Annotated in this window: 22 protein-coding genes; 6 read left to right on the top strand and 16 right to left on the bottom strand. The window is 61.0% G+C overall.

Features of this window, described 5'->3' with window-relative positions; genetic code table 11:
* Positions 1-5: 5 nt before the first annotated feature.
* The gene (locus FFI94_RS06835) at positions 6-1,172 is read right to left on the bottom strand and encodes a diguanylate cyclase (protein WP_138872319.1); all 1,167 of its coding nucleotides are present in this window, start codon (positions 1,170-1,172) and stop codon (positions 6-8) included.
* A gap of 77 nt (positions 1,173-1,249) precedes the next feature.
* Entirely contained in the window at positions 1,250-1,990 is a 741-nt protein-coding gene (cobF, locus tag FFI94_RS06830) for a precorrin-6A synthase (deacetylating) (protein ID WP_138872318.1), read from the bottom strand.
* 37 nt (positions 1,991-2,027) lie between these two features.
* Here cobF and FFI94_RS06825 point away from each other — a divergent pair, with 37 nt between their 5' ends.
* From FFI94_RS06825 to FFI94_RS06805, 5 genes are all read left to right on the top strand, one after another.
* Positions 2,028-2,828, top strand: a complete 801-nt coding sequence (locus FFI94_RS06825; protein WP_260683894.1) for a thymidylate synthase — start codon at positions 2,028-2,030, stop codon at positions 2,826-2,828.
* 2 nt (positions 2,829-2,830) lie between these two features.
* Positions 2,831-3,322 carry a dihydrofolate reductase gene (locus tag FFI94_RS06820; protein ID WP_138872316.1) on the top strand — a complete coding sequence of 164 codons (492 nt, stop codon included), beginning with the start codon at positions 2,831-2,833 and terminating at the stop codon, positions 3,320-3,322.
* A gap of 86 nt (positions 3,323-3,408) precedes the next feature.
* A complete protein-coding gene (locus tag FFI94_RS06815; protein ID WP_033234188.1) occupies positions 3,409-3,741 on the top strand; it encodes a cupin domain-containing protein in 333 nt (110 codons plus the stop codon).
* A gap of 59 nt (positions 3,742-3,800) precedes the next feature.
* On the top strand, positions 3,801-4,496 hold the full coding sequence (locus FFI94_RS06810) for an SRPBCC domain-containing protein (protein ID WP_138872315.1): 696 nt from the start codon (positions 3,801-3,803) through the stop codon (positions 4,494-4,496).
* A gap of 27 nt (positions 4,497-4,523) precedes the next feature.
* On the top strand, positions 4,524-6,191 hold the full coding sequence (locus FFI94_RS06805) for a GAF domain-containing sensor histidine kinase (protein WP_138872314.1): 1,668 nt from the start codon (positions 4,524-4,526) through the stop codon (positions 6,189-6,191).
* 1 nt (position 6,192) lies between these two features.
* Here FFI94_RS06805 and FFI94_RS06800 read toward each other — a convergent pair whose 3' ends face one another.
* The 7 genes from FFI94_RS06800 to cycA all read right to left on the bottom strand — a co-directional run bounded on the left by FFI94_RS06800 (position 6,193) and on the right by cycA (position 14,209).
* Positions 6,193-6,825, bottom strand: a complete 633-nt coding sequence (locus FFI94_RS06800; RefSeq protein ID WP_033234187.1) for a response regulator transcription factor — start codon at positions 6,823-6,825, stop codon at positions 6,193-6,195.
* 77 nt (positions 6,826-6,902) lie between these two features.
* A complete protein-coding gene (locus FFI94_RS06795; RefSeq protein ID WP_138872313.1) occupies positions 6,903-7,796 on the bottom strand; it encodes a universal stress protein in 894 nt (297 codons plus the stop codon).
* A gap of 154 nt (positions 7,797-7,950) precedes the next feature.
* On the bottom strand, positions 7,951-8,991 hold the full coding sequence (locus FFI94_RS06790; protein WP_138872312.1) for an LLM class F420-dependent oxidoreductase: 1,041 nt from the start codon (positions 8,989-8,991) through the stop codon (positions 7,951-7,953).
* A gap of 151 nt (positions 8,992-9,142) precedes the next feature.
* The gene (locus FFI94_RS06785; RefSeq protein WP_138872311.1) at positions 9,143-10,036 is read right to left on the bottom strand and encodes a universal stress protein; all 894 of its coding nucleotides are present in this window, start codon (positions 10,034-10,036) and stop codon (positions 9,143-9,145) included.
* Between the two features lie 144 nt (positions 10,037-10,180).
* Positions 10,181-11,686, bottom strand: coding sequence for a glutamate-cysteine ligase family protein (locus FFI94_RS06780; RefSeq protein WP_138872310.1), 1,506 nt, complete (start codon positions 11,684-11,686; stop codon positions 10,181-10,183).
* A 149-nt stretch (positions 11,687-11,835) separates the two neighbouring features.
* Positions 11,836-12,624, bottom strand: a complete 789-nt coding sequence (locus tag FFI94_RS06775; RefSeq protein ID WP_138872309.1) for a M23 family metallopeptidase — start codon at positions 12,622-12,624, stop codon at positions 11,836-11,838.
* A gap of 121 nt (positions 12,625-12,745) precedes the next feature.
* Positions 12,746-14,209 carry a D-serine/D-alanine/glycine transporter gene (cycA, locus tag FFI94_RS06770; RefSeq protein ID WP_185993142.1) on the bottom strand — a complete coding sequence of 488 codons (1,464 nt, stop codon included), beginning with the start codon at positions 14,207-14,209 and terminating at the stop codon, positions 12,746-12,748.
* 144 nt (positions 14,210-14,353) lie between these two features.
* Between cycA and FFI94_RS06765 the strand changes: the two genes are divergently transcribed.
* Positions 14,354-15,070, top strand: a complete 717-nt coding sequence (locus FFI94_RS06765; RefSeq protein WP_138872308.1) for an HAD family hydrolase — start codon at positions 14,354-14,356, stop codon at positions 15,068-15,070.
* A 4-nt stretch (positions 15,071-15,074) separates the two neighbouring features.
* Here the strand turns inward: FFI94_RS06765 and FFI94_RS06760 are convergent, their stop codons facing one another.
* The 7 genes from FFI94_RS06760 to FFI94_RS06730 are packed head-to-tail and all read right to left on the bottom strand — an operon-like array spanning position 15,075 to position 22,881.
* Positions 15,075-15,554, bottom strand: coding sequence for a ribose-5-phosphate isomerase (locus FFI94_RS06760; protein ID WP_138872307.1), 480 nt, complete (start codon positions 15,552-15,554; stop codon positions 15,075-15,077).
* On the bottom strand, positions 15,547-17,295 hold the full coding sequence (locus FFI94_RS06755; protein WP_138872306.1) for a dihydroxyacetone kinase family protein: 1,749 nt from the start codon (positions 17,293-17,295) through the stop codon (positions 15,547-15,549). Before FFI94_RS06755 ends, FFI94_RS06760 begins: the two co-directional genes overlap by 8 nt.
* A 12-nt stretch (positions 17,296-17,307) precedes the next feature.
* Positions 17,308-18,456 carry an ABC transporter ATP-binding protein gene (locus FFI94_RS06750; protein WP_138872305.1) on the bottom strand — a complete coding sequence of 383 codons (1,149 nt, stop codon included), beginning with the start codon at positions 18,454-18,456 and terminating at the stop codon, positions 17,308-17,310.
* The gene (locus tag FFI94_RS06745; protein ID WP_138872304.1) at positions 18,453-19,628 is read right to left on the bottom strand and encodes an ABC transporter ATP-binding protein; all 1,176 of its coding nucleotides are present in this window, start codon (positions 19,626-19,628) and stop codon (positions 18,453-18,455) included. Before FFI94_RS06745 ends, FFI94_RS06750 begins: the two co-directional genes overlap by 4 nt.
* The gene (locus tag FFI94_RS06740) at positions 19,628-20,494 is read right to left on the bottom strand and encodes a carbohydrate ABC transporter permease (protein ID WP_021345201.1); all 867 of its coding nucleotides are present in this window, start codon (positions 20,492-20,494) and stop codon (positions 19,628-19,630) included. Before FFI94_RS06740 ends, FFI94_RS06745 begins: the two co-directional genes overlap by 1 nt.
* A gap of 4 nt (positions 20,495-20,498) precedes the next feature.
* Positions 20,499-21,464, bottom strand: coding sequence for a carbohydrate ABC transporter permease (locus FFI94_RS06735; RefSeq protein ID WP_185993141.1), 966 nt, complete (start codon positions 21,462-21,464; stop codon positions 20,499-20,501).
* A gap of 37 nt (positions 21,465-21,501) precedes the next feature.
* The gene (locus FFI94_RS06730; protein ID WP_138873639.1) at positions 21,502-22,881 is read right to left on the bottom strand and encodes an ABC transporter substrate-binding protein; all 1,380 of its coding nucleotides are present in this window, start codon (positions 22,879-22,881) and stop codon (positions 21,502-21,504) included.
* Positions 22,882-22,888 lie beyond the last annotated feature (7 nt).

The following is a 22,888-nucleotide window of genomic DNA, read 5'->3' as shown; positions in this document are numbered from 1 at the left end:
AATCGTCACAATTGCGTGTGAGTGACGATAACCCGGTCGCCCCCGGACGCCTTTGCCTGATACATCGCGGCGTCCGCGAGTCGGAACAATCCCGCCAGTTCCACTTGCGAGATATCAGTGGACCGTGAGGTCGACGGAATTGCGATTCCGATGCTGGTCGTCACCACCGGAACGCTGTCGGGCAACCGCATGTGCCGACGCAGATTCTCCTCCAGTTCGAGTTCTGCGCGCTTGCCGATCATGTCGACCAATACGAACTCGTCGCCGCCGAATCTGGAGAACAGAGCGTGATTACTTCCACAGCGACGCAGCCTCACCGCAAACTCGCGAAGCACCATATCGCCCTGTTCGTGTCCGTACGAGTCGTTGACAGTTTTGAAATTGTCGACATCGACGATCACCACGACACAGGACAATCCGCGGGAGTTCACTTCAGCAACCCCCCATTCTTCGACGGACCGCTGTAGTCCTCGTCGATTCAGCAGACCGGTCAGTGGATCCACATCCGAACTCTCGGCGTCCGACCCCAGGATCGACAGCACGAACTGGCTGGCAAAGGGAATGACCACGATGCTCGCGGCAACAACCAACGACAACGCAATTGCCAACGCCGGATCCTCGTAGACGGCCACCTGACGAGCGATGAGCACCAGAATCACGCCGGACAGCACCATGTGCGCCGTCTGTAGTCGCGCATTGTGAAAATACGCGATGTACCCGCCCACCAAAACGAAGACGATGCACTGGATCAAACCGATAAACGGATCGCGGTTCAGAAATACGCCGACCACTACGCCGAGTTCCGCATACGCGACAAACAAGTACGACCACTTACGGGTCAGCGCCGGCAGAAGACTGAACAGCACAATCATCCCGACTGTCCCGGCGATGATCACCGCATTGATGACACTCGTGACCTGGTTGTGGACGCCCGCTTCGCTGAAACGCAGCAACAACATGGCAACCACAACCGCAACACACGACGAGATCACGATCAGGCGCACCGCCACCTCTAGTCCCTTGGACGCGAGGTATCGGGTGAAACTGTCGAACTGGTCCGGCCGCCGAAACCACTGCACCAGAAGGGCGATCGCCGATCGCAGTGCTGATTGATCGCGTTCGCGCGCCGCAGGCAAGATCTCATGCGACCGATCCGCCCCGAACGATGTCATGGGCGAATCATAGGTTGCCGGTCAGCTAACAGTTGCACTTAACCTGGGTAAATACTTATTGCCTGCACCACGGTGATCTAGCGGCGCACGAGATACGTATCCATGATCCAGCCGTGCGTCTGACGCAATTCCGCCCGCACCCGCACGATGTCGTCTTCGACCTCACGCAGGTTCCCGGAGATCAACACTTCGTCCGGTGTGCCCAGGTACGCGCCCCACCAGATTTGCGCGTCGTCCCCGGCAACCTCGGTGAACGTGCAATGAGCGTCGAGCATCACGACCGCGTTGTCGACGCCGTCCGGCAATCCTTCGGCGAGCTTGCGCCCCGTCGTGATGTGAATCGATTCGCCGATGCGGTTGAGCACGATGCGGTGCTGCGCCGCCAACGACTGCACGCTCGTGATGCCGGGAATCACCGAGTAGTCGAATGCGACGTTGCCGCGCGCCAGTACTCGTTCGACGATGCGTAGGGTGCTGTCGTAGAGAGACGGGTCACCCCACACCAGAATCGCGCCGACGCCTGTCTCAGCCGCAAACTTCTCCTCGAAGATCGATGCTCGACGGTCATGCCAGTCGTCGACAACACCTTCGTAGTCAGAAGGTGTCCGATCTCTCGGTGGATCGGTGATCTCGACGATGCGGTATTCACCGGTGACATGTTCGTCGAGAATCCCGGTCCGTAGGTCGACAAGATCCTGCTTCTCACTCCCCTTGCCGATCACAAAGAACGCATCTGCCCTGTTCATGGCCTTGACAGCTTGGATCGTCACTTGGTCGGGGTCACCGGCGCCGACGCCGATCACGAGGAGTTCACGCATTGAACGAGGCTATCGTGCGTGCCCTAGACTGTGTTCCGTGACTGTCTCCACCGCGTATGAAGACCTGTTGAAGCTCGTGATGGAGACCGGCACCCCCAAAGCCGATCGCACCGGCACCGGCACTCGCAGCGTCTTCGGTCATCAGATGCGCTTCGATCTTGCCGACGGTTTCCCTCTGGTCACCACCAAGAAGGTGCACCTCAAGTCGATTGTCAACGAACTGTTGTGGTTCTTGCGCGGCGATTCCAATGTGGCGTGGCTGCATGAGCACGGCGTCTCGATCTGGGACGAATGGGCTGACGAGAACGGCGAGCTGGGGCCCGTCTACGGCGTGCAGTGGCGCAGTTGGCCCACCCCGTCCGGTGAGCACATCGACCAGATCACCCAAACCGTCGAGACCTTGCGATCCAACCCCGATTCGCGTCGGATCATCGTCTCCGCGTGGAATGTCGCCGATATTCCGCAGATGGCTCTCGCGCCGTGCCACGCGTTTTTCCAGTTCTACGTCGCGGACGGCAAGCTCTCGTGCCAGTTGTATCAGCGCAGTGCCGACATGTTCCTGGGCGTACCTTTCAACATCGCCAGCTACGCCCTGCTCACCCACATGATGGCGCAGCAGGCCGGTCTCGACGTCGGTGAGTTCATCTGGACCGGCGGCGACTGCCATATCTACGACAACCATGTCGATCAGGTCACCGAACAACTCAGCCGGACCCCGCTCGACCTTCCGGTTCTGAAACTGAACAAGCGCGATTCCATCTTCGACTACATCTTCGAGGATGTCGAAATAGTCGGGTACGAGCACCATCCTGCTATCAAGGCTCCGGTCGCGGTCTGACCATGAATGATCGCGCAGTCACCCTGATCTGGGCTCAGGCGAACAACGGTGTCATCGGTGCCGACAACACGATTCCGTGGCGACTGCCGGAGGACATGGCCTACTTCAAGCGTGTCACGATGGGGCATCCGGTGATCATGGGCCGGTTGACCTGGGATTCCATTCCTCCCAAGTTCCGGCCGTTCAGTGGGCGTCGCAATATTGTCGTCACCCGCGATACGGAGTGGGCAGCGGACGGAGCAGAAGCCGCACACAGTCTCGACGACGCGTTGGCCTTGTCCGACGGCGACCTCTTTGTTGTCGGCGGAGGGCAAATATATTCGGCTGCACTGCCATTCGCGACGCGGCTTTTGGTGACCGAGATCGATCTCGATATCGTCGGCGACGCGTGCGCACCGGAGATCGGCCCCGAGTGGGCCAGAAAATCCGACGAACCGTGGCTGACGTCGGAGAAGAACGGCTTGCGCTTCCGCTGGCTCGAGTACACTCGCTGACCACTTCCTCCATTTGTCGCCGCCGCAGGAGACGTGTGGGTCATACTCGAGAAACCGAGATGATCGCGCTACCCGAGAGGTCTTCGATGGACAAGAAGTCGCTGACAGCCCTCGCCCGTCAACAATTGAAACTGGCTGCGTCGGCCACCAGCGGTCGTAGTTCACAAACCGTCTACGGTGGCCACCAACGCAGCCTGCGACAAACCGTGATCGCACTGAGCGCCGGCAAGAGCCTCGCTGAACACGACAGTCCCGGCGAAGCAACGCTGTTGGTCCTCAGCGGGAAGCTCAATCTCGTGTGCGGTAGCGACGAGTGGAAAGGATCGACTGGCGATTTCCTCACCATTCCGGCCCACCGTCACAGTGTCGAAGCGCTCGAAGACGTTGCTTTTCTGCTGACAGTCGCCATGAAGGGTTGACGGACGGTTGATCCCGCCGCGCCGCGGATATTCATGCCGTTCCCGGTAGCGTGTTCCCCGTGAACGAAACGGTGATCGAAGTGTCCATTGCCGCAGTGCCGTCCGTGCTGTGGCCCGCGTTGCGCGATCCTTCACTGATTCGGCGTTGGTTCGGGTGGGACTACGACGGGCTCGACGACGAAATCACCCAGATTTACGGCACCGCCGTCGAAGATCCCGACGCGCACACCCTCGAACTGGGCAACGGCGATCTCTTCTCCCTGATCGATCATGGCGGCAGAACCGTTGTCCGCATGACACGCCCGCCGCAGCTGCCGGACGACGAATGGTACGAGGACGTCACCGAGGGGTGGACTACTTTCTTGCACTTCTTGAAGTTCGGCGTCGAACATCACGGATTAGCCGAGCGCAGAACAATTTTCCTCGACGGACCACTGCTTCCGGGTGAATCCGCAGCTTCGATCCTCGGACTCGAGTCCGTTCCGGAGGAAGCCGGTGGCCGGTACAACGCCACTCTTGCTCCCGGCGACTATGCCGAAGGCGTTGTCGACTATGTCAGCGCGCTCCAGACAGGAGTGACAATAGAAGACCTTGGTCCCGGATTATTGGTCGTCGCATCAAAGCCGACGGTCCCGTACCGCGCCCAACAGGAAGTCCAGATCATTCTGGCCACTTACGATCTCAGTGCGGATGAGTTCGACGAGATCGAACATCACTGGAAGCAGTGGTGGGACGGCCGATCTCACCAGGAGTGACCGCACGCGGAGCGATATGCTTCGAGAATGATCGACTCTTCGGGCAACCCGACACGTAATTTCGCCGAAGTACTCGAGCGTTTGGCCAACTCCAAGGCTGACATCCCGACCCTCCACCGACTTCTCGAAGCAGTGCTTGTTGTCGGTTCTGGGCTCGATCTCGATCTCACGCTGCAGCGCATCATCACCGCCGCGACCACTGTATTGGATTGCAACTACGGGGCATTGGGCGTGCGTGCGCCAGGCGGGGGGCTGGCCGAATTCGTGTACGACGGTATCGACGAGCCGCTACGGCGGACGATGGGGCACTTCCCGGAAGGTCACGGCGTGCTCGGCGTGCTGATGAACGATCCCAAAACTCTGCGTGTTCCGCATCTGGGCGCGCATCCCGCATCGGTCGGGTTTCCTGCCAATCACCCACCGATGGACAGCTTCCTGGGTGCACCGATCATGATGCGCGGTGAGGTATTCGGCAGCATCTATCTCACCGAGAAACGTGGTGCGGCCGAGTTCACCGAGGAAGACGAGGTCATCCTCGAAGCACTTGCCATTGCGGCCGGTATCGCGGCCGAGAACGTCAGGTTGTTCGAGCAGTCTCGGACCCGCGAAAGATGGCTCACCGCAATGTCCGCCATCCGGTCGCGGTTGCTGGCAGGCGATTCGCTCGACGACAGTCTGCAACTACTTGCCACGCGCGTGCGCGAGCTGACCGGCATCGACGATGTCATCGTGCTGATCTGCGAGAACGGCTACGCGCAGGTGCACACCGCGGTCAGCGCCCGGCCGACTTCGCGTGGCGTTCGCGTCCCAGCGAGCCTGTATCCGTTCGACGTCATTCGGCAGACCCGACGGTTACACGTATTCACCGAACTGGGCTCGTTGGTCGACTTGGTCCCCACAGCGGGTAGCGCGGTGCTGGCCCCGATGACGGTCGCGTCCGGTGTTGTGGGCGCACTCCTGCTGACCTCGGACTCCGCCAGTACCCACTGGGATTCGGACGAACTCACCCGGATCGAGTCGATGGCCGAATTAGGCTCTGTCGCTATCGAATTCGACGAGAAACAACGCGGACAGCGCCTACTGTCGGTCCTGGCAGATCGTGACCGCATTGCCCGCGACCTGCACGACAACGTCATTCAGCGTCTCTTTGCCAGCGGCATGAGCCTGCAGAGCACCTTGCCCGACACCGATCTTCCCGACTCCGCGCGCGCCATCGTCACCCGATCACTGGAGCAGTTGGACCAAACCGTCCGCGAAATCCGCACCACCATCTTCGATCTCCAGACACCGGCCACCGCGGACTCGACCAGCCTGCGCCGGCGCCTCCTCGACGTAATCGGTGACGCCACAGCACAATCAGCAGTCACGCCGAGCGTTCAGTTCTCCGGAGCGATCGACACGCTCGTGAAAGCCGGAATCCACCCCCACGCCGAAGCGGTGCTTCGTGAGGGCTTGAGCAACGTTCTGCGGCACGCCCAGGCAGACACGATCACCATCTCCGTGACCGCGGACCTCGAATTTGCCATCACCATCGACGACGACGGCAAAGGCATCCCCGCCGGCGTCCACAAGAGTGGCTTGCACAATCTCGAACGCCGCGCCGAACATTGTGGTGGCACGTTCTCGATCGGCAACCGCAGTCCGCACGGCACCCGCTTGGTGTGGCGGGTACCGCTGAGACGACGGAAGCCCTGAACTACTTGTTACGCAACTCGGTTGCCAGCACGGCAGCCTGAGTTCTGCGCTGCATACCCAACTTGGAGAGCAAACGCGTCACGTAGTTCTTGACCGTCTTCTCTGCCAGGAACAGCCGTGCGCCGATCTCCCGGTTGGTCAGGCCCTCACCGATGAGGTCGAATACCGCGCGTTCCTGGTCGGAGAGTTCCGCCAACGGATCCGCGGTGCGTTCACTGCGGATGCGCGCCATCAACGCTTCGGTGGCGCGGCTGTCGAGCAACGAGCCACCCAAGCCGACTGTGCGTACCGCCGCAACAAGATCCGTGCCCAGAATCTGCTTCAGCACAAAGCCGGACGCACCGGCCATGATGGCGTCGAGCAACGCTTCGTCGTCCGCATAGGACGTCAACATCAGGCACCGCAGGTTCGGCAGCATCGAGCGAAGATCGCGGCACAATTCGACGCCGTTACCGTCCGCAAGTCGCACGTCCAGAACTGCGACATCGACATTGCTCTTGGGGATAACGGCCATCGCCTCCCCCACCGACGACGCTTCCCCGACCACCTCGAAATCCTCGACGCCGCCGAGCAGATCGAACAGTCCGCGTCGGACGATCTCGTGATCGTCGACCAGGAACACGCGCGTAGTCATCTAAGCCTCTTTCAAGAATCCATTGCCGGTCGAAACAACTGTGGTGCTTGTTGGTGAAGGTGTCAGTTCTCGCCGCATCAGTTCTTGCTGTGCCGCACGATCAACACCGGGCAATCTGCGGTGTGCAGAAGTGCGCGACTGGTCGAGCCGAGAAGCATTCCGGTGAAGCCGCCACGTCCGCGGCTGCCGACCACCACCAACTGCGCGGTTTCTGCGTACTCACTGAGCACCCGCACCGGGCGATCACGCGCCACTACACGCTCGACCACAACGTCGGGATATCGCTCGGTGAATCCCGCCAACTGCTCTGCCAGAACTACTTCTTCGCCCGTCTGGATGCTGCTCCACAACGGATCTTCCGGAGTTGCGCCCAGCGAAGGCTGCACACTCACGTCGCTCCACACGTTGACGGCAATCAGCGTGGCGCCGCGCGCCGACGCCTGCTCGAATGCATGCTCGATGGCCTCGATGCTGTTCTCGGAACCGTCGATACCGACAACAACCGGCCCCTGCGTCGGCGGTTGGCCGTCCAGTGTCCGCCCGCGTACCACGGCTACCGGCGATTCGCCATGCGAGACAAGCGATACCGTCACCGAACCGACGACAAGTCCGGTGAATTCACCGTGACCGCGCGGACCCACGGCAACCAGGTACGCGTGCTTGGACAATTCGATCAAGGAATCGGAGACACTGCCGTCGAGTTGTTCGGTGACCACTTCGAGTTCACCGTCGACACTCTGATGGGCCAGGATCTTCGCGCTGTCGAGTCGAGCTCGAGCGGTGCGTCGCAGTTCGTCCTTGAAACTCTCGGCCAGGTACGGCTCGGAGTAATAGAACGCCGGAATGTGCACCACCGTTGCAATATGCAGCGGACGCCCCAACGCAGCGGCCGTGCGTGCAGCCCATACAACGGCCGACGACGCCGCCTCGGAACCGTCCACAGCTACGACAACTGGTTGGATTGCACTCATGTTCGTCCCTTCAGGATCGACTACAGAACTCTATCTGCCTCCACACTATTGCCCAAAGGCGATAAATACGTTTCATCCGCTACGGCGGGTCCCGAATCGGACATCTGCTGTGCGCCTTTACTAACCGCGGGGGGTTGATAAAGGCGCACAGCGGTTAGTCACAAATCTTCCGGAACTTCTCGATCAGGCCGACGCGTCCGGCTCGATCAGCCGCCAACGGAGTGACGTTGAGGGTCGTGACGCCGGACTCTGCAAATGCGGCGACGCGTTCTCGGACGTAGCTTTCGGGGCCGATGAGCGACACTGCGCGAACGAGCTCGTCCGGCACTGCTGCCGCGGCTTCTTCCTTCTTACCGGCGAGGTAGAGATCTTGGATCTTCTCGGCAGCTTCGGCGTAGCCGTAGCGGACGGCAAGGTCGTTGTAGAAGTTCTTTCCCTTGGCTCCCATGCCGCCGATGTAGAGGGCGATGCTGGGACGGACCCAGTCGAGCATGTGGTCGACGTCGTCACCGATCGCGAGCGCCGGTGACGCATATACCTGCAGTTCACCGAGGCTGGGGTCGCGCTTGGCCTTGCCCTTGGCGAGGGGTTCGCCCCACACGCTTGCTGCTTTCTCCGGGTGGTAGAAGATGGGCTCCCACCCTTCGGCGATTTCGGCAGTGAGTTCGACGTTCTTGGGGCCGAGGGATGCGATGAGGATCGGGATGCGCTCGCGAACGGGATGGTTGATCAGCTTGAGCGGCTTGCCCAGTCCGGTGCCCTTCTCGGCAGGCAGCGGCACCTGGTAGTACTTGCCCTGGTACTCGACCTTCTCACGACGCCACACCTGGCGGCAGATTTCGACAACCTCGCGAGTACGGCCGAGAGGCGCGTCGTACTTGACGCCGTGGAATCCTTCGATCACCTGCGGGCCGGAGGCGCCGAGGCCCATGACAAATCGTCCGTTGGAGACGAAGTCGAGTCCGGCGGCAGTCATCGCGGTGAGCGACGGCGTGCGGGTGTAGATCTGGAAGATGCCTGAGGCAAGTTCGATGGTTGTCGTCTTCGCAGCCAGGTAACCGAGTTGGCTGACCGCGTCGAACGAGTAGGCCTCGGGGACAAACGCAATGTCCAGACCGGCTTTTTCGAGGTCACCGACTTCTTCGACAGTCTCGGCGAATCCGCCGCTGTAGTTCAATCCCATTCCGATGCGCACGTTCTAACCCCAATCCTCACGATTGCCATGTGTGCGCCAGGCACACCTCTCCTTGAACACTACGGAACATGAGGCCGTATTCATGTGACTGCCCCGTTCATATTCGGTGACCGAAATGAACGGGGCAGGTTCTCACAGGCGCGTCGAGAAATCAGGAATCTTCGGGACGAACAACCATCACGGGGCACTGCGCGGAAGCGATCAGCGTGTTGCTGGTGGATCCGAGGAGCATTCCACGGAATCCGCCGCGGCCACGGCTACCGACTACGACGAGCTGCGCCCGAGACGACCATTCAAGGAGGCGGCCACGCGGATTGTCGAGGTAGATCTCGCGGCGAACTACGACGTCCGGGTACTTCTCGGACCATCCGGCCAGGTTCTCGCTCAGTACCGCGTGCTCTTCTTCCTCGAGCGACGCCGGTGCCAGTGCGGCAGCGCGAGGATCCTCGAACGCTGCTGTTCCGAGGTCGCTCCAGACGTGGACGGCTACCAGTTCTGCGCCGCGGAACGCCGCTTCCTCGAATGCCGCGCCCACAGCCTGCGCGCTCAGGGCACTGCCGTCGACGCCCACCACAACGGGGCCATCGGACGGTACGACGCCGTCACGTTCACGCACCACGATGACAGGGCACTTGCCGTGGCTCGCGACACCGACTGCGGTGTTGCCGAGGACCGCGGTAGCAGCTTTTCCGGACGACGACGCCCCTACTACGACCAGGCGGGCTTTCGCTGAACTCTCCAGAAGCCACTGCGTCGGGCTGCCGATGGCCATCTCGGTGTGAACGGTGACGTTCGGGGCGACCTCGGCGGCGAACTTCTCAGCCTCTCCGAGTACCTCTTTACCTGCCTCTTCCACCCATTCGTACACGCCACCCGCGTCGATGTACGGGCCGCCGAATCCGTACGGTGCGAAGTCGAGCGCGTGAATGATATCGAGTCGCAATTCTCGCTGCGCGGCGATTTTCGCAGCTTCTCGGAGCGCGGTCGACGCGGTGTCCGATCCGTCGATTCCGACGACGACATTGTTGTGTTCGCGTGAACTCATGTGCCCACCTTCCGTAAGAAGTAATCGAGCCACTTCCACTCTAACCACCGCAATTGCGACATGGTTTCCGGGTCGAGCCTAACCCTGTTTCGGTGACCAAGGTCCCCGAAACTGTTGACGTGGAATTGAATTAGCAGATGTAGATCAGTCCCACAAGTGAACTGGATTACCACTGCGCATGTTCTCGATATATGCCCGCATCATCTCGGCAAGTGCGGCGGTTCGGCCGAGTCCTGCGGCTTCACCGGCGGCGACGCGTCCCCGCTGCCAGGCCGCACCGGTTTGCCGGTTGAGGCACCGGCCTTCGATGACACCGAGGTACTTCTCACGCGCTGCGCTCGACAATCCGAAGTCGGCCAAGCCTTCGTCGGCGAGGGGAAGTAACCGTCGCAGGATCAACTCGTCTGCGCCGACCCAGCCCAATCCCGGCCAGTACAACATCGCGTCGAGTCCGTGTTTGGCGCCGATGTGCAGGTTCTCTTCTGCTGCATGAAAAGACATCTGCGACCACAGTGGTCGATCCGCGTTGACGAGCGCCCGGACTGTTCCGTAGTAGAACGCGGCATTTGCCATGATGTCGAGGACGGTGGGCCCGGCCGGTAGCACTCGATTCTCGATCCGCAAGTGCGGCTTGCCATCCGAGCAGTCGTACACCGGCCGATTCCAACGGTAGACGGTTCCGTTGTGCATCTGGAGTTCTTTCAACTCGGGAATTCCGCCTGCTGCGAGTACCGCCAGTGGATCGGCATCGGACACGTCGGGCAGCAGCGCCGGGAAGTATCGCGAATTCTCCTCGAAGAGATCGAGAACCGAATGTATCCAGCGTTCCCCGAACCAGACGCGCGGCCGCACTCCCTGATTCTTGAGTTCGAATGTTCTTGTGTCCGTGGCCTGTTCGAAGATCGGTATCCGAGATTCGTGCCACAGAGCTTTGCCCGCCAGGAAGGGCGAGTTGGCAGCCAACGCCACCTGCGGCCCGGCCAGGCACTGTGCCGCATTCCAGTGCGGCGCAAACTCTTCCGGAGAGACCCGAAGATGCAATTGCATCGATGTGCAGGCCGCCTCGGGAACCACCGAATTGGTATCGGCGCGTAGCACTTCCACAGTTCCGCCGGAGAGTGCGACGCCTTCGACGTCGAGTTCGATGTCTTCACCCCGCGCCGCGAAAATCTGCTCGTTGAGCAATTCGTAACGCGGATTCGCGGTGATCCACTCGCGGTCGAGATGTTCGAGCTGGAGCGTCGGCAGCATCCCGATCATCACCATCTCGGCGTCGTGCTCATGGATGCGAGCGTCCGCGACCGCCAGAGAACTGCGCAGTTTCTCTTCGAGATCGAACGTGTTGTCACCGGTCAGTGGTCCGGGCTCGACATTCATCTCGACGTTGAACTGCCCGAGTTCTGTTTGAAACACCGCGTCGTCGTCGATGGCATCGAGCACTGCAAGGTTGGACATCGCCGGCAGCATGTCGCCGGCTACGAGGTTGAACTCGATCTCCATTCCCAGCAGTGGGTCGGGTTTGTCGACGGCGTCCCGGAAGTCGCCGCGATCGAGCATCTGCTTCATGGCGTCGACACACGATCGCACCTTTTTGCGGAACACCCGCCGGTCCGCCCTGGTGAACATCCGTGCCTGAACTTCTGCGCCCATTTCCGGTCCCCCTCCTTCGCGATCAACCACCGAAGGTCGTCTTCCGCAAGGCTAACCGGCGACCACCCGACCACAGCACAAACCGTGAATGAAAAACTGCAGGGCACCGGAAGAATTTCCGATGCCCTGCAGGTCTGCGAGAAATATTCCTACGAGTTGTCCACCCAGGTGACTGCAACGCCGCGCGCCTTCAGCCAGATGGCCGGATCAACCTTGGCGCCGTTTTCGGCAACCTCGAAGTGCAGGTGCGGGCCGGTGGACTGGCCGCGGTTACCGACGGTGGCGATCTGCTGACCGGCGGCTACGCGCTGGCCCACCGCAACCTGGTAGTCGTTGACGTGCCCGTACGTGGTGACGGCGCCGTCGTCGTGCTGGATGCGTACCCAGAGACCGAAGCCCGAGGCAGGTCCCGCGTCGATGACCTGCCCGGCTGCTGCCGCAAGGACCGGAGTTCCGATCGGGGCGGCGATGTCCAGGCCGCCGTGGTGTGCGCCCCAGCGGTTACCGAACGTGGAGGTGAGCGTTCCGGAAACAGGCTGCACGGTGCCGCCGTTCGACGAAACCGGGCTGAACGAGCCGGTGAACTGCTGTACCTGTGCATTCACCTGCGCCACGAGGTCAGGAAGTTCGGGAACCTCGATGCTCGCCACCGGCGGGAGCCCGAGGTTCGACAGTGCTGCCGGGATCTCGATGCCCTCGGGAAGCAGTCCCTGCGGAATCTCGAATCCGGCGATGTTCTGGGTGGCCGGAGCTGCCGCTGCGGTACCTGCACCCATCTGGCCTGCGCCAACGAGGAGTGCGCCCGTAGCTGCAGCTACAACACCAGCCTTGACGCCTGCGCCCGGGCCAGCCGACTGAACGCGGTGACGTCCACTCGCTGCGTCAGGGTCGATCTCGAATGCAGCAATGGAATTGTCCGTGCGGTGGTGGTCTCCCACAGTTTTTGCCCTGTCAGTCGTCGGCCTGCAACGGTCTTCGAACGAAGCCCGCTCCTCTGTCTGCCGACGAATGTAACAGTTTGGTCAAGGAGACCGCCACCGTTACACGATCTTGATCAAACTATTTTTCGTCCGTCTGTCGACTTGCATCCAACTCTGCCCGGAATGCCTCGTACCGCGCTCGGTGCGCGGGCCGGCGACGAATAATCGCCCAGGCGATCCCGAGTGCGACAAACCAGATCGGAGTGACGAGCAGCGCCTGCAGCGTGTCGTCCTTGGTGGTCAGAGCCCACAAGATGAACACGAAGAAGGCCAGTACAACCCAGCACATCACGATGCCGCCTGGCATCTTGAACTTCGACGCCTCGTGCAGGTGCGGGCGACGCTTCCGGTACACCAGGTAGCTCGCCAAGATGATCGTCCACACGAACATGAAGAGCAGCGCGGAGATTGTGGTCACAACGGTGAATGCCTCGATCACCGAGTCACCGGAGAACAGCAGGATCAACGACGCGAGCAGGAAGATGCACGAGAACATCAGGGCATTCGCAGGGACCTTGCGCGAGTTCAGCTTGCCAAGCGCCTTCGGTGCGTCGCCCTCCTGAGCCAGGCCGTAGACCATCCGTGAGGTGGAGTAGATCCCCGAGTTCGCCGACGACGCTGCGGACGTCAGCACCACGAAGTTGATGACCGACGCGGCGATACCCAAGCCGGCGAGGGTGAACATCGCAACGAACGGACTCTCGTCGTCACTTATCAAGCGCCATGGCGTCACCGAGATGATGACGGTCAGGGCAACCACATAGAACAGCAGCACACGAATCGGGATGGAGTTGATGGCCTTCGGGAGATTCTTCTCCGGATCCTTCGCCTCGGCCGCCGTCGTACCCACCAGCTCGATACCCACAAACGCGAACACCGCGATCTGGAAGCCAGCGACAAACCCCATGAAACCGGTCGGGAACATGCCGCCGTCGTTCCAGAGATTGTCGATGCCTGAAGTGGCACCACTAGGTGCGGTGAACCCGGAGACGACCATCACGATGCCGACGATGATCAAGCTGACGATGGCGATGATCTTGATCAGTGCAAACCAGAACTCGGTCTCACCGAACGCCTTCACCGTCGGCAGATTAAGAAGGAGCAATGCGGCGATGGTGAGCAATGCCGGAATCCACGCAGCCAGCCCAGGCCACCAGTATTTGAAGTATCCCGAGATCGCGATCACGTCAGCGATGCCGGTGACGATCCAACAGAACCAATACGTCCAGCCGGTGAAGAATCCCGCCCACGGCCCTAGCAGATCAGCGGCGAAGTCGGAGAACGACTTGTACGACATGTTGGAGAGCAGCAACTCCCCCATCGCCCGCATGACGAAGAAGAGCATGAAGCCGATGATCATGTACACGAAGATCACCGACGGCCCGGCCAGCGAGATCGTCTTGCCCGAACCCATGAACAGGCCGGTGCCGATGGCGCCGCCGATCGCGATCAGCTGGATATGACGATTGGACAGCTGACGCGACAAGTGGGGGTCGTCACCCGCCGATTTGTTTCGGTCAACGTGGTTCACGTGGTCGGACACGGAGAATCCCCCTGGTCATTCGGCGCGGATCGAGAGCAATGAACACTGCCCTTCAACACGAACCTCGGAAAATATGCTCTCCCAAAGTACGCGCGCCCCGGCGCAGAATGCGCATCGGAAAGCCCGCGCCGATAACCTTGATCGGTGAACACTGACCGCACCGACCCTCGAAACGGGCATATCGCCGCAACATTGTTCGACTTCTCGGGGACGCTCTTCCGCCTCGAGGAAGATTCCGACTGGGCCGAACATTTTGTCGATCACACCGGCGAGCCGATGGACGTGCATGCTCAAGCCGAGCTGATGCGCCGAATGACCGCTCCGGTCGGGCGAACAGTCGAAATGGACGAGGCTGGACTGTATGCGTGGGAGAACCGTGACCGGGATCCGAAGCTGCATCGCCAGGCGTACATCGATGTGCTGAGCAAGTCCGGCGTACCCGATCTCGGTCGCGCCGAAGCGCTGTACGGATTGCTCGTGGACCCGGATCGGTGGACTCCGTACCCGGACACCGGTGAGGTACTGAAGTCCTTGTCGGAGAAAGGCATTCGCACTGCAGTCTTGAGCAACATCGCCTTCGACATCCGTCCGGCGTTTGTCGACCGCGGCTGGGACGTGTGGGTCGACGAGTTCGTGTTGTCCTTCGAGGTGGGTGCGGTCAAGCCCGAACCTGCAATTTTCGAGCACGCCTTGGCGCAACTCGACGTGGACGCAGCCCAGACCTTGATGATCGGAGACAGTGATGTCGCCGATGGCGCCGCCCGCGACGTCGGATGCCAGTTCGCTCTCGTCGACCCACTGCCGACGTCCGAACGTCCGCACGCGCTACTCGACGCGGTGCGGAAGTTCGGGCTGATCTGAGCGATCAGCAGTCGCCGGGCTTGCCGGCAGTCTCGTATTCGCCGATCGCAGCAACCTTCTCGGCAGAGGCACTCCGAGTGTCGAAGTGGTAGCCCAGCCACTCCTTCGCCAGTCGCCTGGCGAGTTCGAGTCCAACCACTCGCTGCCCGAAACACAAGACCTGTGCGTCGTTGCTGAGAACCGATCGCTCCACCGAGAAGCTGTCGTGGGCAGTCACCGCGCGGATCCCCGGCACCTTGTTGGCGCTGATGGCGACGCCCAATCCTGTTCCACACACGAGGAGCGCCCGGTCGGCTTTGCCGTCGGCCACCAACCTGGCGGCGGTGACAGCAACGTGTGGATACGCCGTGTGCTCGTCGTTCCCGACGCCGACATCGGTCACCACCTCCACACGGTCGTCGGCTTCGAGGTCAGCCTTGAGTGCCTGCTTGTACTCCAAGCCGGCGTCGTCGCAACCGACGACGATACGAAGTCGCTCAGCCATGATCGTGCTCCTTGCGTTCAGAGTTCGTGTTCAAGAAATCGGCGACGGTACGGACACACATCGCCATCGATATCGCGCCGGCATCCGGGGTGCCGACGCTCCGTTCTGCCAGCGGTCGTGCCCGACCCACCAGCGGACGCAATTGCGCCGTGGCATCGGCTGCGGTCTGGGCAACGACGGCGGCGTCGTCCCACGCCTGTGCCGTGAGCACCCCGTTTCCGACTGCGGCACTTAAGGTTTCCACGAACGGCCACAGAGCGTCGAGCATCGTCTTGTCGCCTAGTTTTGCTCCACCGAGCGCCACTATCGCGTCGTAGCCCGCCCGCACACCGTCAGCGAGGTCATGGGCACCTGGTTGCCCCTTGTCGCCCAGCCTGGTTCCCATCGCCGTAAGCGCGGCACCCCACAGCACGCCGGACGTTCCGCCTGCCTTTGCCGCCCAGGCTTCACCCGCTGCAGTCAGAACTCCTTGTGGCCCTGCGCCTTGCGCGGCTGCGGACTGCGCTGCCAGTGTCGCGTACTCGGTTCCGCGAACCATCCCGCGCCCGTGGTCTCCGTCGCCTGCCACCGCATCGATGCGGCCCAGTTCTTCTTCGTTGTCCGCCATCACCCGAGCGAGAGCCTCGATGACCGTAGCCACGGTTTCTCCGCATAGTCGTCCCTGGTCGTCGCCCGCAGCGCTCACGCCGGACGTCTCGTTCACGGAAGTGGTTGTACGACGCTCCCCCGATCGTGTTGCCACACCGAATGTTCCGCGCCGAAATGCCGGAGTGTCCGCGGCTGCGGTCCAGAACGATTCGAGTTCCTCGTCCAGCCACATGAGCGTCAGTGAACAACCGGCCATGTCCAGACTGGTCACCAACTCTCCGACCTCCGGCGAGACGATTGTGTATCCGGCCTCCCGCAACAGCTTCGACGCGGTTCCCCAGACCACGAACAATTCCTCGTACTTGGTACGCCCGAGCCCGTTGAGGATGGCACCGACGCGTGTCCCGGTACCGTCCGGTCGTTCGGCAAGCACGCCGTCGACCAATAGTCGCGCCAGTTCTGCGGCACTTGGCATCTCGTGTGTGGATACACCCGGTTCTCCGTGAATACCGAGCCCCAGATCCATCATTCCGGTTTCCACTGTGAACAGTGGGTGATCCGCGCCCGGCATGGTGCATCCGTCGAAAGCAACACCGAGGGTTCGTGTGTTGTCGTTCGCCGCGCGACCCACTCGCTGTACCTCGTCGAGGTTGTACCCTGCTTCCGCAGCAGCCGACGCGATCTTGAACACCGTGAAATCACCGGCGATTCCCCGCCGCTTCGTGATGTCCTCCGCCGATGCGCTCGCAATATCGTCGGTGACCGGCAGGTATCGAGCATCAATTCCCTCGTGCGCCAAAGCTTTCACTGCGAGCGAGAAATTCATCACGTCACCCGCATAATTTCCGGTGGTCAGAAGAACCCCGGCACCGCTGTCGACGGCGCGGGCGACGGAAGTCGCCTCCGCGGCGGAGGGAGACGTGAAAATGTTTCCCACCACCGCGCCGTCGGCGAACCCCGGCCCGACAACACCACAGAACGCGGGATAGTGACCGGAGCCGCCACCTACGACGACCGCAACCTTGCCCGGTCGTGTCTCCTGGGCTCGTACTACACCGCCTGGTACACCGACAACATAGTCGGAGTTGGCGTCGAGGAAACCCTCGAGCATGTCTTCCGTAAAAGTCGCGGGATCGTTGAATAGCCGAGTCATGACAAAATACCTCTAACGCAGTCGATTTCCGGTTTCGGGGTCGAACAGATAGACACGTTCGGGAAGAGCAGTCGCAGCGCACTCGTCGCCTGCCGCAAACCTTTCGTGGGCCGGCGTCTGAACCATCAGCGTTGATCCCGAGCCAGTCGACTCGGTTCCCGCTGCGTTCACCTGTACCAAACCGAACTCCATCAGGTGCTCGAAATGCTTCACGTGCACGGTGATCTGCCGATGCCCGGCAGGCCCCGGCACCATAGTCATGTCCTGGGGGCGAACCCCGACCCGAACCGACTGACCCTCAACGACATTGCGAGTCGAGACCGGCAAGGTACCAGCCGAGCCTATGGCAACAACCGCAGATCCGTTCTCGAGGCGGACAATTCCGTCGAACATGTTGATCTGAGGTTCGCCCACGAACTCCGCCACGAAGATGTTGGCCGGATCGTCGAACACCTCGTCGGGAGTGCCGTACTGCTGGATGATGCCACCGTCCATCACCGCAAGCCGGTCGGCCAAGCTCAGCGCTTCGACCTGGTCGTGGGTGACCACGATTGTGGTGTAGCCGAATTCGCGTTGCAGCATCTTCAGTTCACGCCGAACCCGTTGCCGCGCCGACGCATCGAGGTGCGAGAGCGGTTCGTCGAGGAGCAGCACCGGCGGATTGCGCACAAGCGCCCGAGCGAGTGCAACCCGCTGCTTCTGCCCGCTCGACAATCCTGCCGGACGCAAGTCGAGTAGGTCCTCCATCTCGAGACGACGGGCGATGGTGGACACCAGTTCGTCTGCGCCCGCCACCTTTCGGGCTTTCAATCCGTACGAGAGGTTGTCGCGCACCGAGAGCGGCGGATACAAAGCGTAGCTCTCGAATCCAACCCCGACGCCTCGTTTCCCGGGCGCCAACTGACTGATCTTCCGGTCACCGATCAAGATCTCCCCACTCGAGACGGTCTCCAGTCCGGCGATCATCCGAAGGGTTGTCGTCTTGCCGCATCCCGAAGGGCCTAGCAGGGCGACCAACTCACCGGGTTCGATGTGCAGGTCGATTCCTTTGACCGCGTGGAATGTTGCCCGCCCGCGTGAAGAGTAGGTCTTCTCCAGGTTGTCCAGGGTGAGTGATTGCGCGACCTTCGTGGCGCGACGGCTATCGGCGGTAGTGGTCATCGCCTGTCCTCCTGTGCTGCGTGGGTCGTTACACTGTCGCCGGTCCTACCGGCGCCGGCGATCGCGCTGCCGAGTCGTCGACTGTCTGTTCCCGCTGGCGCTCCCTCGAACAGGTGAATGTTCTGGCGCGCCACTTCCACAACGATCTCGGCGCCTTCGACCGCGAGCGAACCACCCGAAGACAGACCGATCATCGTGACCCCGCCGCCGAGATCTATCGAGAGTTCGACATTGCGGCCGAGACGCTCCACCAGTTGAATGCGGCCGCGTACGGCCACCGAACCGGAGTTCCGCGAGAAATCTGCCCGAATCTCGATGTCACACGGTCGGATACCGATTCGAGCGCCAGCCGACGCAGATATCGTGATGTCCGACGGAATCCCGACCTCCAGATCGGTTCCGAGCACCCGGAGCGCTGCGCCGTCGACTACTGCGTCGAACACGTTGATCTCGGGTTGGCCGAGCGAGCGCGCCACGAAGGTGTCAGCGGGCGCATGCCAGATGTTCGCCGGTGTGTCGATCTGGACCAACCGACCCTCCCGCAGGATCGCGATACGATCACCCAACGCCAGTGCTTCTTGATAGTCGTGTGTCACGTATACCGTTGTGGTGTTGGACATCTGACCGAGCTGACGCAATTCGGCACGCATCGCCGCCCGCAGTTTGGCATCGAGATGTGAGAGCGGTTCGTCGAGAAGGTATACGTCGGCCGGCCGTACCAACACTCGCCCGAGAGCAACTCGCTGCCGCTGCCCGTTCGACAATTCCCGTGGAAAGCGCTCGAGAAGGTGGTTGATTCCCAAGGTCTTGGTGACGGTGTCGATCCGGCGCTTCTGCTCGTCTTCCGAGTATTTTCCGGTTCGACCGGACTTGAGTGGTGACGCAAGATTCTCGGACACTGTCTTTTGTGGGTACAGCGCGTAACTCTCGAAGGCCATGGCGACGTTGCGGTGATACGGCTCGACGAGCGTCATGTCCACTCCCCCGATGTCGACCGTGCCGTCGTCGACTTCGACGAGTCCGGCTATCGACTTGAGCGTCGTAGTCTTGCCTGCGCCCGAAGGTCCCAGGATGACGAGGAATTCACCGTCTGCCACGTCGAGGTCGATGCCGTCGATGCCCACGGTCTTTCCGTAGTGCTTGTTCAATGCTTTGACAGTAAGTGCGACCATCAGGATTTCACCGCCCCGAACGACAGTCCGCGCACAAGGTATCGCTGGATCGTCAACGCCAGAATCAGCGGTGGTAGAGCAGCGATCACCGCAGCCGCAGCTGTCAGGTTGTAGTAGGCCTGTCCGCCACCACCGAGGAACTTGGTCACCGCGACGGTGACTGTTCCGGCGTTGCTGTCGGCGAGGATGAGTGGGAATACGTAGTTGTTCCACGCGAAGATGAACGAAAGTAGCGCTGCTGCGGCAATTCCCGGACGAACAAGTGGTAGCGCCACCATGACGAAGGCGCGCTTGCGCGTGTATCCGTCCAGGAGGGCCGCCTGTTCGAGGTCTTCAGGCAGATCTTCGAAATACGAGCGCAAGATCCAGACCACCAGGGGCATCGTCACTAGTTGAAGAACCCACACCATCCCGAGTTTCGTGTCGAACAACCCGATCTGGTTGTAGATGACGAACAGCGGCACGATCACCATCAGCTCCGGCGCGAAGCGGAAGGACAGCATGTTGAACATCAAATCGTTGGATCCCTTGTACTTCCAGCGTCCGGCAGCATACGCAGCCGGAATGCCGATAGCCAACGAAACCAGAACAGCACCACCACAATTGATCAAGCTGGTGAGCAGAGCCGACTTGAAGTCGACACTCGTCAGGTCCGTGCCCTTCTGACTCAGCACGGTTCCGAAGTTCTCGAACGTGGGACTGAACTTGAAGTATGTGGTGGTCTGCTCGGCCGGAGTCTTCAGCGCCAGCAGAAACATCCACAGGATGGGAAAGAGCGAGAAGACGAACCACACGACCAACACGATGTCCGCGGCTACGGCACCCACCGTGAACCTCTTCTGGCCTGGCATCAATTCACTGGCCATGACTTTACGACTCCGCTCCGGCAGCACGACGCTGCGCCTTGCCCAACACGCTCACCAGATAGCGCGCGGTGACGAACACGATGATCCACAGCAAGAACATGTAGGTGCTGCCGCGGGAATAGTCGAGATTGATGATCGAATCCTCGAACGCACCGATCTGGAGCGTTCGGGTGGACAGTCCTGGTCCACCCGCAGTCAGGACGTACACCGCGTCGAACACTTTGAGGTTGTCCATGAATCGGAAGATCACGGCGACCAGAATGTAGGGCCACAACATGGGCAGCATCAGCCTGCGGAACATGTAGAACCAGCTGGCGCCGTCCACCTCGGACGCTTCGAACGGCTCCTTCGGTAGCGAACGCATGCCGGCGAGAACAAGAATCGCCACGAAGGGAGTGAAGATCCACAGGTCCACCAGAATGACGGACCACAGTGCGTTCTGACTGCTCAACCAGTCGAATGTGTTACCCAGCCCCAGAACGTGATTCAGAATTCCGAACTGCGGGTTGAACATCAGCTTCCAGATCACGCCGGCGATGACCGGTGCGATCATCAACGGAAGGATCAGCACTTTCTCGAAGATCTTCCCGATCAAGCTCGAACGGTTGAGCAATAGTGCGATGCCGACGCCGATCACCGTCTCGACCGCCGTGGCGACAATCGCGAAGACTCCGGTCACACGCACGCTGGTCCAGAAGCTCGAGTCGCCCAGGACACTCGCGAAGTTCTTGAACCACACGAACTGCGGATCCGGGTTCACTGCCGCGTAATTCAAGAACGAGTAGTACGCGCCGATCACAAACGGATAGAGAATTCCGACAACGATCACCACAGCCGGAATCGAGAGGATGTAGGGGCGCAACTTGCGTCGCCACATCGGCACTTCGGGAGGTTCGATGTTGCGGGGCGGTGCGCCTGCCGGTTTCGCGGAGTGAGCCTCCGACGGCGGACGGGTGGATTGGGTAGTCACTTTTCCTTACTCCCTTGCTCCGGTGATCCGCCGCGGATCAGAGGTTTACCTTGGATGTATTGGTCTTGGCGAGCGAGGACAGCGCCGATTTCGCGTCCTTGCCGCCGTAGATGTCCTGCAGCGCGACAGCCCAGTCCTCGGTGGTGTCGAAGAACTTCTTCTGAGGCGTGAACTGGATCTTGGAACTGCCGATCACCGTCTCGAATGTTTCGAGATAGCCCGGCATGCCCTCGCCGACTTCCTGTTTGAAAGTGTCGTTGAACACGGACTCGCGCACGGGGTTAGCGAAGATGCCTGATTTAACCGCGTCGTTGAGAGTTCCCTTACTGGTCGCCCACTGCAGGAAAAGCCAGGCCGCATGCTTCTTCTCGGAACGCGCATTCATGGCCAACGACCACGTCCACAGGTTGGTCGCGTAACTCCCGTCCGGGCCCGCCGGACCGGGGTACCAAGCGAGGTTACCCGCTTCGCGACTGGCTCCGGGCTTGTTCTTCGGGTACGTCGCACTGTCCGCGTCGTAGACCATCATTGCCTTGCCGTCGCCGAGATCGCCTGTTGCCTGCGGATAGTCGTACGTTGTCCACGAGGTGGGTCCGGCAGCGTGCATCATGTCGATCCACTTCTCGGTGAAGGCGACAGCCTTGTCCGAATCCATGGTCGCCACCAACTCGCCACCCCGGAATTCGTAGTCCTTCGCGCCCTCGCGGGTGAACTGCGTCATGAACCCCGGGTGAATCGTCGCCCAGGACTTCGAGCCTCGCGTGGCGATTCCGTAGACGTTCTCACTTCGATCCGTGAGATCCGTTGCAAGTTGGATCAATCCGTCGAATGTGTCGGGCAGCGTAATGCCCTTGTCGTCGAAGACCCTCTTGTTGTAGGTGACGACGTTGTTCTCGAATCCGAGCGGTAGTGCCCACTGCCCACCGGTTCCGAGTGGAGACCCCAACTCGAAATCCCAGCGGGTGGAGGTACGCAACCCCTCGTAGATGTCCTCGAAGTCGTACTCGTCGCTGGTGGCCGATGTGTTCTCGAGCCAGGGCTGCAGATCCTCGAGCCAAGCCGGCGGCCCGTACTGCCAGATGAAGTACGCACCGAGCATGAATACGTCGTGTTTGCCGGTACCACCGGCAAGTTCGGTGTTGAGCTTGGTGAAATAGTCGGCCTCCGGCACCAGATCGGCTTTGACTGTAATACCGGTCAATTCGGTGAAATCAGCGAGCAGCGGCTGCAATGCCTGCTGATACGGGTGCGGGGTTTGCAGGATGTTGATGCTCGTACCTTCGAGCGCCCGCCAATTGAATCCGCCGGTCACCTCCGACGCTCCGTTGGTCGGCTTCTCACCACCACCGACACCACAGGCGGAAAGTATGGGCACGCTCGCGGCAGCCATCCCCGCGATACCGAACGCCCGCAGCATCTCTCGA

The sequence above is a fragment of the Rhodococcus sp. KBS0724 genome (assembly GCF_005938745.2).
Classification (GTDB): Bacteria; Actinomycetota; Actinomycetes; order Mycobacteriales; family Mycobacteriaceae; genus Rhodococcus_F.
This window is presented reverse-complemented; position numbering and strand designations above follow the sequence as displayed.